This window comes from Cupriavidus sp. 86D6 (genome assembly GCF_057815095.1).
In genome coordinates, this window is sequence record NZ_JBYPSB010000002.1 from 642,298 (window position 1) to 654,523 (window position 12,226).

Annotated in this window: 14 protein-coding genes; 11 read left to right on the plus strand and 3 right to left on the minus strand. The window is 67.0% G+C overall.

Features of this window, described 5'->3' with window-relative positions; all coding sequences use genetic code 11:
- Positions 1–96: 96 nt before the first annotated feature.
- From AC3G88_RS08045 to ureG, 9 genes are all read left to right on the plus strand, one after another.
- Positions 97–978 carry an urease accessory protein UreD gene (locus AC3G88_RS08045; RefSeq protein ID WP_488771240.1) on the plus strand — a complete coding sequence of 294 codons (882 nt, stop codon included), beginning with the start codon at positions 97–99 and terminating at the stop codon, positions 976–978.
- 62 nt (positions 979–1,040) lie between these two features.
- Entirely contained in the window at positions 1,041–1,343 is a 303-nt protein-coding gene (locus tag AC3G88_RS08050; RefSeq protein ID WP_092594639.1) for an urease subunit gamma, read from the plus strand.
- Positions 1,344–1,421: 78 nt separating this feature from the next.
- The gene (locus AC3G88_RS08055) at positions 1,422–2,060 is read left to right on the plus strand and encodes a HupE/UreJ family protein (protein WP_488771241.1); all 639 of its coding nucleotides are present in this window, start codon (positions 1,422–1,424) and stop codon (positions 2,058–2,060) included.
- Positions 2,061–2,081: 21 nt separating this feature from the next.
- On the plus strand, positions 2,082–2,387 hold the full coding sequence (locus AC3G88_RS08060; protein ID WP_092594635.1) for an urease subunit beta: 306 nt from the start codon (positions 2,082–2,084) through the stop codon (positions 2,385–2,387).
- Positions 2,387–4,105, plus strand: a complete 1,719-nt coding sequence (ureC, locus tag AC3G88_RS08065) for an urease subunit alpha (protein WP_488771242.1) — start codon at positions 2,387–2,389, stop codon at positions 4,103–4,105. Before AC3G88_RS08060 ends, ureC begins: the two co-directional genes overlap by 1 nt.
- Positions 4,106–4,115: 10 nt before the next feature.
- Positions 4,116–4,724 carry an urease accessory protein UreE gene (gene ureE / locus AC3G88_RS08070; RefSeq protein WP_488771243.1) on the plus strand — a complete coding sequence of 203 codons (609 nt, stop codon included), beginning with the start codon at positions 4,116–4,118 and terminating at the stop codon, positions 4,722–4,724.
- Positions 4,725–4,868: 144 nt separating this feature from the next.
- Positions 4,869–5,411 (plus strand): endonuclease domain-containing protein, encoded by a 543-nt coding sequence (locus AC3G88_RS08075; RefSeq protein WP_488771368.1) that lies wholly within the window; start codon positions 4,869–4,871, stop codon positions 5,409–5,411.
- On the plus strand, positions 5,408–6,100 hold the full coding sequence (locus AC3G88_RS08080) for an urease accessory protein UreF (RefSeq protein WP_488771244.1): 693 nt from the start codon (positions 5,408–5,410) through the stop codon (positions 6,098–6,100). Before AC3G88_RS08075 ends, AC3G88_RS08080 begins: the two co-directional genes overlap by 4 nt.
- Positions 6,101–6,117: 17 nt before the next feature.
- Entirely contained in the window at positions 6,118–6,741 is a 624-nt protein-coding gene (ureG, locus tag AC3G88_RS08085) for an urease accessory protein UreG (RefSeq protein WP_092594629.1), read from the plus strand.
- A gap of 33 nt (positions 6,742–6,774) precedes the next feature.
- Here the strand turns inward: ureG and AC3G88_RS08090 are convergent, their stop codons facing one another.
- The 3 genes from AC3G88_RS08090 to AC3G88_RS08100 form a co-directional block, all read right to left on the minus strand.
- On the minus strand, positions 6,775–7,152 hold the full coding sequence (locus AC3G88_RS08090; RefSeq protein ID WP_400397103.1) for a helix-turn-helix domain-containing protein: 378 nt from the start codon (positions 7,150–7,152) through the stop codon (positions 6,775–6,777).
- 447 nt (positions 7,153–7,599) lie between these two features.
- Positions 7,600–8,292, minus strand: coding sequence for a glutathione binding-like protein (locus tag AC3G88_RS08095; RefSeq protein WP_488771245.1), 693 nt, complete (start codon positions 8,290–8,292; stop codon positions 7,600–7,602).
- Between the two features lie 125 nt (positions 8,293–8,417).
- The gene (locus tag AC3G88_RS08100; RefSeq protein WP_488771247.1) at positions 8,418–9,680 is read right to left on the minus strand and encodes an acyl-CoA dehydrogenase family protein; all 1,263 of its coding nucleotides are present in this window, start codon (positions 9,678–9,680) and stop codon (positions 8,418–8,420) included.
- A gap of 170 nt (positions 9,681–9,850) precedes the next feature.
- Between AC3G88_RS08100 and AC3G88_RS08105 the strand changes: the two genes are divergently transcribed.
- Together AC3G88_RS08105 and AC3G88_RS08110 are read left to right on the plus strand one after the other, a co-directional pair.
- Positions 9,851–10,795 (plus strand): LysR family transcriptional regulator, encoded by a 945-nt coding sequence (locus tag AC3G88_RS08105; RefSeq protein WP_488771248.1) that lies wholly within the window; start codon positions 9,851–9,853, stop codon positions 10,793–10,795.
- Between the two features lie 290 nt (positions 10,796–11,085).
- A complete protein-coding gene (locus tag AC3G88_RS08110) occupies positions 11,086–12,207 on the plus strand; it encodes a CAP domain-containing protein (RefSeq protein WP_488771249.1) in 1,122 nt (373 codons plus the stop codon).
- The last annotated feature ends 19 nt before the right edge of the window (positions 12,208–12,226 follow it).

A 12,226-nucleotide genomic window follows, 5' to 3' on the forward strand; every position in this document is an offset into this window, starting at 1 on the left:
CGACGGCACGCGCGTTGCCGCGCCTTCCGGTGACGGCGGCCGCGCGCTATGATCCGTGGGATACCTCCGCGCGCGCCCGCGCCTGCCTTCTTCATCATGCGTCATCCGGATTTTCCTTCGTCACTCGCCATGCCTGCTGGATGGCACGCCAGCCTGCGCCTGCGCTTTGCAGACCGCGCGGGCCGCACCGCCATGGTCGAGCGCCGGCACGAGGGGCCGTTGCGCGTGCAGAAGCCGCTCTACCCCGAAGGGGCCATCTGTCATGGCGTGGTGCTGCACCCGCCGGCCGGCGTGGCAGGGGGTGATCTGCTCGATATCGACATCGCCGTGGAAGCCGGCGCGCACGCCGTGCTGGCGACGCCGGGCGCCACCAAGTGGTACAAGTCGCAGGGCCGCGACGCGGCGCAGCAGGTGCGTATCGAAGTGGCCGAAGGGGCCCGGCTGGACTGGCTGCCGCAGGAGAACATCGTGTTCGACGATGCCCGGGCGCGCATTGCCACCGACGTGGTGGTGGCGCCCGGCGGCAGCGCCATCGGCTGGGACGCCGTGGTGCTGGGCCGGCTGGCTTCGGGCGAGCATTGGGTGCGCGGTTCGCTGCGGCTCGATACACGTATTGCCGGCCTGGACGGTGCGCTGTGGATCGAGCAATCGCTTCTCGACGCCGGCTCGCCATTGCGCGGCGCGCTGGCCGGCATGGACGGCCTGCCCATCCTGGCCACGCTGTGGGCCGTGGGGCAGGGCGCCACGCAGGAACTGGCCGAATCGCTGGCCGAACGGTTGCCGTATCGCCCGGACCTCCGGGCCGGCGTGACCTGCCTGGCAGGCCGTGGGCAACCGGCAAGCCAGTCGATGCTGCTGGTCCGCGTGCTGGGCCGCGACATGGAGGCGGTGCGCCACCTGATGATCGATTGCTGGAATACCCTGCGCATGCCGATCCACGGCGTGCCGGCCCGGCCCCTGCGGCTCTGGGCCACCTGACGGCACATCAACAAGAACGCCAGCAAGAACGCCAACAAGAACACCAGAACGGAAAAGCCAACATGGAACTGACGCCGCGCGAGAAAGACAAGCTGCTGATCTTCACCGCCGCCCTGCTGGCCGAGCGCCGCCGGGCGCGCGGGCTCAAGCTCAACTACCCCGAGTCGGTGGCGCTGATCACCGCCGCCATCATGGAAGGCGCGCGGGATGGCCGCACCGTGGCCGAACTGATGCACGAAGGCACCACGGTGCTGCGCCGCGAGGACGTCATGGACGGCGTGGCCGAGATGATTCCGGAAATCCAGGTGGAAGCCACGTTCCCGGACGGCACCAAGCTGGTCACCGTGCACCACCCGATCGTCTGAAGCCCATCCCCGGCCCATCCCCGGCCCATCCCGGCCCATCGCCCGAACCGAACGCTCAACAAGAAGAGGACCAACCCTATGCAACGCCCGACTTTCGCCCGCGTCATGACCGGCGCCACGCTCTCGCTGGCCGCCGTCTCCGCCTTCGCCCACCCCGGCCACGACGCCGCCACGGTCGGCGCCAGCCTGTTCGCCGGCCTGGCCCACCCGTTCACCGGTGCCGACCACCTGCTGGCGATGGCCGCCGTTGGAGTCTGGAGCGCACTGATCGCCACGCCGAACGGTGCCTTCGGCCAGGGGGCGTCGAAGCTGGACATGCTGCGCCTGCCGCTGGCCTTCGTCGCGATGATGCTGGTGGGCGCCGCGCTGGGGCTGGCCGGGGTGACGCTGCCGGCCGTGGAGCCGATGATCGCGGTCTCGCTGCTCGTGATCGGCCTGCTGGTGGCGATGCGTGCGAAGCTGCCGGCGCTGTCCGGCATGGCCATCGTCGGCGGCTTTGCGCTGTTCCACGGCTACGCGCACGGTGCGGAGCTGCCGGCCACCGCGGCGGCGCTGCCCGGCGTGCTGGCCTATGTGGGCGGCTTTGCCGTCAGCACGATGACGCTGCATGTGATGGGTATTGGCGTTGGCGCGTTCCTGCGTCGCCATGCGGGCTGGATGGCACGCGTGGCCGGGGCGGGCGTGGCGCTGTATGGCGTTGGCCTGCTGGTGGCCTGACGTTCGCAAAGGAGCCAGGCGATGATTCCCGGTGAACTGATGCCGCTGGACGGCGAGATCGAACTGAACGCGGGCCGCGCCACGGTCAGCGTGACCGTGGCCAATACGGGCGACCGGCCGGTGCAGGTAGGGTCGCACTTCCACTTCTACGAAACCAATGCGGCGCTGTCGTTCGACCGCGAAGCCGCGCGCGGCTTCCGGCTCGACATCGCGGCCGGCACGGCGGTGCGCTTCGAGCCGGGCCAGTCGCGCACGGTGCAGCTGGTGGCGCTCGATGGCGACCGCATCGTCTACGGCTTCAACGGCAAGATCATGGGAGCACTGTGATGAGCGTGAAGATTTCACGGCAGGCCTACGCCGAGATGTTCGGCCCCACCACCGGCGATCGCCTGCGGCTGGCCGATACCGGCCTGGTCATCGAGGTGGAAAAGGACTTCACGATCTATGGCGAGGAGGTGAAGTTCGGCGGCGGCAAGGTGATTCGCGACGGCATGGGCCAGAGCCAGCGCATGTCTAAGGATTGCGTGGACACCGTCATCACCAACGCGCTGATCATCGACCACTGGGGCATCGTCAAGGCCGACATCGGCCTCAAGCACGGCCGCATCGCGGGTATCGGCAAGGCCGGAAACCCGGACATCCAGCCGGGCGTGACCATCGTCGTGGGCCCTGGCACCGAGGTGATCGCGGGCGAGGGCATGATCGTCACGGCGGGCGGCATCGACACGCACATCCACTTCATCTGCCCGCAGCAGATCGACGAGGCGCTGATGAGCGGCGTGACCACGATGATCGGCGGTGGCACCGGCCCGGCCACGGGCACCTTCGCCACCACCGTCACGCCGGGACCGTGGTACATGGAGCGCATGCTGCAGGCCGCCGATGCCTACCCGATGAATATCGGCTTCCTGGGCAAGGGCAACGCCAGCCAGCCGGCGCCGCTGACCGAGCAGGTGCAAGCGGGGGCCATCGGCCTGAAGCTGCACGAGGACTGGGGCACCACGCCGCAGGCCATCGACACCTGCCTGTCCGTGGCCGACGATACCGACACGCAGGTGGCCATCCACACCGATACGCTGAACGAGGGCGGCTTCGTCGAGGCGACCATCGCCGCGTTCAAGGGCCGCACGATCCATACGTACCACACCGAGGGCGCGGGCGGCGGCCATGCGCCGGACATCATCAAGGTGTGCGGGGAATCGAACGTGCTGCCGTCGTCGACCAATCCCACGCGGCCGTACACGGTGAACACGCTGGACGAGCACCTGGACATGCTGATGGTCTGCCATCACCTGGACCCGGCCATCGCCGAGGACATTGCGTTCGCCGAGTCGCGCATCCGGCGCGAGACCATCGCCGCCGAGGACATCCTGCACGACCTGGGCGCGTTCTCGATGATTTCCAGCGATTCCCAGGCCATGGGCCGCGTGGGCGAGGTCATCATCCGCACCTGGCAGACCGCGCACAAGATGGCAGCCCAGCGCGGCAAGCTGCCCGGCGATCCGCACGACGCGCGCGGTGGCCACGATAATTTCCGCGTGCGGCGCTATATCGCCAAGTACACGATCAACCCGGCCCTGACGCACGGCATCGCGCACGAGGTGGGCTCGATCGAAGTGGGCAAGTGGGCCGACCTGGTGCTGTGGAAGCCGGCGTTCTTCGGTGTGAAGCCGAGCCTGATCATGAAGGGCGGCATGATCGCGGCGGCGGCCATGGGCGACCCCAATGCGTCGATCCCGACGCCGCAGCCGGTGCATTACCGGCCCATGTTCGCGTCGGCCGGCGGGGCGCTGCCGAAGTCGTCGCTGACCTTTGTCTCGCAGGCCGCACTGGCGGCCGATGTGGGCGGGCGCTACGGTCTGGCCAAGACGCTGGCCGCCGTGCGCGGATGCCGCTCGGTCAACAAGCGCGACATGGTTCACAATGACTGGCAGCCGCACGTGACCGTGGACCCCGAGACCTACCAGGTGGTGGCCGACGGCCAGTTGCTGATGTGCGAGCCCGCCACGGTGCTGCCGATGGCGCAACGCTACTTCCTGTTCTGAAGCTGAAGCCGTGATCAAGATCGACAAAGTCCTGCCCGCGCCGCACGGTATCGCACCGGTGCTGGTGCGGCGCGCCCCCAAGCTGGTCCTGCCGTTCGGCGACCGCAGCAAGAGCCGCCTGCGCGCGGCGCTCGACAACGGCGCCGAAGCGGCGCTGTTCCTGCCGCGCGGCACCGTGCTGCGCGGCGGCGACCTGCTGGTGGCCGAAGACGGCACCTTCGTCGAGGTGCAGGCCGCGCCGGAATCGGTGCTGCAGGTGACGGCCACCGACCCGCTGGCCCTGATGCGCGCCGCGTATCACCTGGGCAACCGCCACACGCCAGTGGAAGTGGGGCGCGACTACCTGCGCCTGGAATACGATCCGGTGCTGGCCGACATGCTGACGCGCCTGGGCGTGCAGATCGCGCGCGCCGAACAGCCATTCGAGCCAGAAGCGGGCGCCTACGGCGGCGGCCACAAGCACGGCCATGACGCGACGTTCGCCGAAGACTACGCGGCGGCCCAGGCGGTGTTCCACGAGCATCACGGGCATGCGCATGGTCACGGTCACGACCACGGTCATTCGCACGACCATGACCACGGCCACGTGCATGATGAGCACTGCGGGCACAAGCATTAACCGGATGGCATCGTGAATCAGGCGCTTGCCCTCTCCCCCGACCCCTCTCCCGCGCGCGGGAGAGGGGAGACCACCACCGAGGTGGCAAATGCCGCGGGTTTTCTCCCCTCTCCTGCGTGCGGGAATGCGGAGACCACCACCGAGGTGGCAAATGCCGCTGGTTCTCTCCCCTCTCCCGCCAGCGGGAGAGGGGCTGGGGGAGAGGGCAGGCGGCTGACCCACCACGAATTCGCGAAACAGCTACGTTCGCATCAAACCGCAGCTGAAGAGCGCCTGTGGTACTTCCTGCGTGCCCGCCGTTTCCTGGGCCTGAAATTCAAACGTCAGAAGCCAGTCGGCCCGTATATTGCCGATTTCATCTGCATGGCGCACAAACTGATCGTCGAGGCCGACGGTGGTCAGCACGGCTCGCTTCGAGATGTCGATCGCGATATCTGGTTGCGGGAACAGGGCTACACCGTGCTCCGCTTCTGGAACAACGAGATCCACGATCAGATCGAGGGTGTGCTGGAAGCCATTCGTCAAGCTGCTCTCGTCAATGGGCTGGTCGAACCGCTGGCTCCCTCTCCCACCAGCGCAGCAAATGCAGTCGGTGTTCTCCCCTCTCCCGCCTGCGGGAGAGGGGCTGGGGGAGAGGGCGAGCCCGCCACGTTGCCGGCAACGTGCAATCGGAGCCATTGGTCATGACCGCGCTCCCCCAACTGATATCGCTGCTGCACCTGGCATCGCCGGCGTTGCCCATTGGCGGGTTCAGCTATTCGCAGGGGCTGGAGGCGGCCATCGATTGCGGGCTGGTCAGTGACGCCGGCACGGCCGAGCACTGGATTCGCGACAACCTCGTGCAGGTGCAGGCCCAATGCGAGGCGCCGGTCTGGCTGCTGCTGCATCGTGCCTGGCGGCAGCAGGACGCGGCCGCGGTCGCCCGCTGGAACGACTGGTTCCACGTGACCCGGGAAACGTCCGAATTGCGGCTCGAAACCGAGCAGATGGGCTGGTCGCTGGCCAGGCTGATCGGCCAGATGGAATGGGGCGATGCGGCGCTGCGCGACACCCTGCGCAGCCTGTCGCCGCTGTGCCTGCCCACGGCCTTTGCCGCGGCGTGCGTGGCGCTGGATATCGATGCCCGCGAAGGGCTGGCCGCCTACGCCTTCAACTGGGCCGAAAACCAGGTGGCCGCCGCGCTCAAGGCGGTGCCGCTGGGCCAGGTGGCCGGCCAGCAGATCCTGCGCGGCCTGCACCGCCATGTGCTCGACACCGTGGAAGAGGCGGCCCGTCGCGCCGATGCCGACCCGCCGCAGCTTTCCACGTTTTCTCCGATGCTGGGCCTGCTGTCCGCGCGACATGAGACCCAGTATTCCCGGCTTTTCCGCTCCTAGCGTTCCTGGACCGAATCATGACCCGTACCAAGAAGAATCCTCCGCTGCGCGTTGGCGTGGGCGGCCCCGTGGGCTCCGGCAAGACCACCCTGCTGGAAATGCTCTGCAAGGCCATGCGCGACCGCTATGACCTGGTGGCCATCACCAACGATATCTACACCAAGGAAGACCAGCGCCTGCTGACCATCTCGGGTGCCTTGCCGGCCGAGCGCATCATGGGTGTGGAAACGGGCGGCTGCCCGCATACGGCGATCCGCGAGGACGCTTCGATCAACCTGGAGGCCGTGGACCGCATGCTGGCCAGGTTTCCGGATGCCGACGTGGTGTTCATCGAATCGGGCGGCGACAATCTGGCCGCGACCTTCAGCCCGGAACTGTCCGATCTGACGATCTACGTGATCGATGTGGCGGGGGGTGAGAAGATTCCTCGCAAGGGCGGACCGGGGATTACGAAATCCGACCTGCTGGTGGTCAACAAGACCGACCTGGCGCCCTACGTGGGGGCGTCGCTCGACATCATGGAAAGCGATACGCGCAAGATGCGTGGCGATCGTCCGTTCGTGATGGGCAGCGTGAAGTCAGGGCAAGGCCTGGACCAGGTGATTGCCTTTATCGAGCAGCAGGGCATGCTGAACGTCTGAGCCCTGCAGGCACCCCGCCGTGGGCGGGGCGTTTCAACGGGCGTGCCGGCGCGCCAGTGCCCGTGCCACGCCAGCCACGACATCGCGATCGACGTCGTTGAGATCGGCCATATAGCGCAGCGTTGCCTGTACCGACGGAGACTGCTCGGCGTCGAACGGCGAGCGCGGGGCTTCCTGCGCCTCTTCGGGCCGATGCTTCGAAAAGTCAAGCATCTCGGTAGGCGAAACGCCGAGCGTGTCGGCAAGGGTACAAATGTTATACAGGGCAACATTGCGCGTGCCGCGCTCGATGCCGCTGAGGTAGGATCGGGCCAGGCCGCTTTCCAGCGACAGCGCCTCCTGAGACCAGCCACGTTGCTTGCGCAACCAGGTCAAATGTCGCCCGAACAGCTTGAGTGGGTCTGCTGTCATATGCTGCTGTGTGGATAGTAAGTCGCTAAGTCGATCGAGACTAAGGGCTCGATCTATGCGGAACGACAACTTATAGTTGGTCGTTCTATCGGTGCCGGTTCCTCATCGTAAGCGATACACCTGTCACCAATGCGGCACAGTTGCCGTGCCGGGCAGTCATCACAGACCGCCATCCCACAGGGGGTCCACAACACGTCCATGGGCTGGAATCCGCGCCACGCGGACCATTGGGCATCCCGCCATCCCTCCGGGCACGCTCCAATTTAAACAAAATGCGATGCCGATATGCGCGTGCCCCTGCCGGGAGAGGCGTTGTCACCCGACCCCGACACCCGATGCCATGGGCCGCATCGATTCTCATTTCTGTGTCATTCCGGCAACGGCCGGACCCAGACGCCCGGCCTGAGTCCGTGGAGGACACGTCACCCGTCCGGGTGACGCCCGTGCCTAGCGCCGCTGGTACTGCGTGGCGCCGAACAGGATTTCGCGTTCCTTGTCCGACTGCAGCGGCTTGCGTTCCTTGGCCAGAACCTCCACGCCGCGCTTCACGGCCGGACGCTCGGCAATTTCGTTGAACCAGCGCTTCAGGTGCGGGTAGTCGTCCAGTTCCACGCCCTGGTTTTGCCAGCTGCGCAGCCACGGGAACGTGGCAATGTCGGCGATCGAATAGCTGTCGCCGGCCAGCCAGGCGTGGGCCGACAGCTGCTTGTCGATCACGCCGTACAGGCGCTTGGCCTCGTTGGTGTAGCGGTTCACCGCATACTCGATCTTTTCCGGCGCATAGATCCGGAAGTGGTGCGCCTGGCCCAGCATCGGGCCCACGCCGCCCATCTGGAACATCAGCCACTGCAGCGCGTCGTACTTGCCGCGCACGTCGTCGGGCAGGAACTTGCCGGTCTTGCCGGCCAGGTACAGCAGGATCGCGCCCGATTCGAACAGCGAGATCGGCTTGCCGTCGGGGCCGTCGCTGTCGACGATCGCCGGAATCTTGTTGTTGGGGCTGATCTTGAGAAAGTCGGCGCCGAACTGGTCGCCGGCACCGATATTGATGGGATGGACCTTGTATTCCAGGCCGCATTCCTCAAGCATGATATGGACCTTGTGGCCGTTCGGAGTGGCCCAGGTGTAGACGTCGATCATGTGCAACGCTCTCCATGGAAGATTGGCCGGGGCATTTAAGCACAGAGTGAATAACCCTGCTGCCAGCACATGAAAAAGCCCGGCACGGGGCCGGGCTTGTCGGTCGGGCAGGCTTTTCGCGCCTGTCAGGCGCCGCGCGTCACGGGCATCCGGATGCTGTCGGCGCTGACGTTCATGTGCTTGGCCAGCTCCAGCTTGGCGATGGCGTTGCGGTGCACCTCGTCCGGGCCGTCGGCCAGGCGCAGCGTGCGCTGGTGCGCCCACCAGTTGGCCAGCGGGAAGTCGCCGGACACGCCCGCGGCGCCGTGTACCTGGATGGCCCAGTCGATCACGCGCAGCGCCACGTTCGGTGCCACCACCTTGATCATCGCGATCTCGGCCTTGGCCACCTTGTTGCCCACGGTGTCCATCATGTAGGCCGCCTTCAGCGTCAACAGGCGGGCCATCTCGATATCGCAGCGGGCTTCGGCGATGCGCTCCTGCGTCACGCCCTGACGGGCCACTTCCTTGCCGAACGCCACGCGCTCCAGGCTGCGCTTGCACATCAGTTCCAGCGCGCGCTCGGCCACGCCGACACTGCGCATGCAGTGGTGGATACGGCCCGGGCCCAGGCGACCCTGTGCGATCTCGAAGCCGCGGCCTTCGCCCAGCAGGATGTTGCTGGCCGGCACGCGCACGTTCTTCAGTTCGATTTCCATGTGGCCGTGCGGCGCGTCGTCGTAGCCGAACACCGGCAGGAAGCGTTTGATGGTGATGCCCGGGGTGTCGGCCGGCACCACGATCATCGACTGCTGCTCATGGCGGCCCGCCTGGGGATCGGTCTTGCCCATCACGATGTAGACCTTGCAGCGCGGGTCGCCGGCACCCGACGACCACCACTTGGTGCCATTGATCACGTAATAGTCGCCGTCGCGCTCGATGCGGCATTCGATATTGGTGGCGTCCGACGATGCCACGGCCGGCTCGGTCATCAGGAACGCCGACCGGATCTCGCCGCGGAGCAGCGGTTCGAGCCACTGGTCCTTGAGCGCCTCCGATGCATACCGCTCCAGCGTTTCCATGTTGCCGGTGTCCGGCGCGGCGCAGTTGAACACCTCGGCGGACCAGGGCACCCGACCCATGATCTCGCACATCGGCGCGTATTCCAGGTTCGACAGGCCTTCCGGCGCCCGCTTCGAACGCGGCAGGAACAGGTTCCACAGGCCTGCTTCGCGCGCCAGCGGCTTCAGTTCTTCGACGACCTTGGTCGGCACCCATGCATTGCCGGCCTCGCGGTTGGCCTGCACCTCGGCGTAGAAACGCTTTTCGTTCGGGTAGATGTGCTCGTCGAAGAAAGCCAGCAGCCTGGCCTGCATGTCCTTGACCTTGGGCGAGTATTCGAATTGCATGGGGTCTCCTCGGGGTTTGATGGGCACGCCGTGCCGACTGTGGTTACTGTATCGGAACGTGACTAATAAGAAAAATGAATTTTCTGGATTGGTCAGTATCAATATTGTGCATTCCGTGCCAGAATGCGCGACATTGATGCCTCAGTAAAGCACGCGCGCAGGAAGGTGCCATGCAACTCAGCCGGATCGATCTCAATCTCTTCGTGGTGTTCGACGCCATCTACAGCGAAGGCAGCATCACGGCCGCGGCGCGGCAACTGAACCTGACGCAGCCGGCCGTGAGCCACGCGCTGGGGCGGCTGCGCACGCTGTTCGACGATCCGCTGTTCGAGCGGCGCGGTCAGGGCATGGCCCCCACGCCGCTGGCGCGGTCGCTGGCCAGCGAGGTACGCGGCGCGCTGCAGTCGTTCGCGCGGACCCTGCAGGACACGCCGCACTTCGACCCCGCCAACACCACGCGGCGCTTCACCATCGGCATGCGCGACGCGCTGGAAAGCACGCTGCTGCCGCCGCTGATGGCGCGCGTGACCGCCATGGCGCCGCACGTGGAAATCGCGGCGATCCGCTTCGACCGCCGCGAGATGGAGTCCGAACTGCTGGCCGGCACGCTCGATACCGCCATCGACATCCTGCTGCCGGTGTCGCCGGCCATCCATCACAGCGCCTTCATGTCGGACCCGATGGTGGTGCTGGCCCGGCGAGACCATCCGCTGGTGAAGAAGGAACTGACGCTGGAACGCTATCTGGCAGCCGAACACGTGCACGTATCGTCGCGCCGGCGCGGGGCAGGGCTGGAGGACCAGGCGCTGCACCGCATGGGCCTGACGCGCCGCGTGCGGCTGCGCTGCCAGCACTATGCGGCCGCCTGCCGCGTGGTCAGCTGCACGGATCTGCTGGCCACGCTGCCGCTGCGCTACGCGCGCATTGCCAACGAGCCCTATGCCAACCGGTTGCTGTCGCTGCCGTTCAAGGTGCCGTCGCTGGAACTGCATCTGTACTGGCATGCGGGGGGCGAGAACGACGGCGCCAACCGCTGGCTGCGCGAACAGTTGATGGCGGTCATGACGTCGCTGGGCAGCGGCATGGGCGATGTCTCGGACGCGCCCGCAAGCTGACGCATCGGCGCCGCACTGGCGCCGCACCTGGCGCCGCGCCGTGCGCGTGCAGCGCGCTCGGATCACAGCGTAAGAAAGTGTTCGAAAGATGGACGATGATGGAGGGTGTCCCTACCATCACTGCGTTCCATCTGTCCCCGACGCCTCATTTGGCGGCGCAGCAGCGCCCAGGCGTCGTCCCGGCCCACACACCGGGATGCGGGCAGTTTCCCCAATCCAGACCTATCACATCGAGGCACGCCGACATGCCAGGGAAACTCTTGCGCACTGCTTTCATTTACGGACGGCCGATGGCACTCGGCGCCATGGCCGCCTTTGCGGCCCTGACGCTGGCCGCTTGCGGCGGCGGTGACGGCGGCGGTTCGGCAACCGCCGCGGGCGGCAGCAGTAGCAGCGCCGCCCAATCGGGCGCCGCGACCCAGCCGGCCGCCAGCGGCCAGGCCGCCGCCGCGCCGACCGCCAGCGGCACCGACCGCGCCTGCTACACCGTCAGCGGCGCCGCACCGGCTCCCGTGACCGGCTCCGTCGCGCTGCTGCCCGCGCGCGGGACAGGCGTATCCGGCTACAAGGTGCTGGCCGACGCGCGCAGCGCAGGTCTGTGCTACGCCAACTATCGCCGCGAGCAGGTGGGCCTGGCCCCGCTGACCGCGCGCGACCCGCTCAACACCGTGGCCCAGAACCACACGGCCTACATGCTGGCCAACAACACGCTGACGCACGATGAGCAATCGGGCAAGACCGGTTACACCGGCGCCGCCCCGAACGACCGCATCCAGGCTGCGTACCCGAGCAACGCCACGGCCGAAGTGGTGGCCGGCGCCAATCGCTGGACGTCGCAAGCGGGCGCCAGCCTGTCGATGACGCCGAAGGACCAGCTCGTGATCGACCTGGTCGATGCCCCGTTCCATCGCGCCGCCCTGCTGGGCAGCTACGGATCGGCCGGCAGCGGGTTTGCCGAAAGCCTGGGTGCGGGCAGCAGCGGCGGCACGCAGGCGTACGCCTTCCAGACCATCGACCTGGCCGACCGCAGCCAGGGCGGCGCCGACAACCAGATGGTGGCGTATCCGTACAACGGCCAGGCCGATGTGCCGGTCAGCTGGGTCAACAACGAGAGCCCGAATCCGGCGCCTGCCTACGCGGGCAAGACCATGGGCTACCCGGTGACGGTGCAGGCGGTGAACACGTCGCTGGCGTTCAACGCCGACACGTTCGCGATTACCGATGCGGCGGGCAATGGCGTGCCGTGCGAGAAGGTGGATGCGCGCACGTCGGGCATGTCCGGCGCGGCGAGCGGGCTGGCGATCTGCACGCCGACCGCGCCGCTGGCCGGCAAGACGCGCTACAACGTCACCGTCAGCGGTACGCTGAACGGGCAGGGCGTGAATCTGAACTGGTCGTTCACCACGCTGTAACGCCGTGATCGATCGGGCC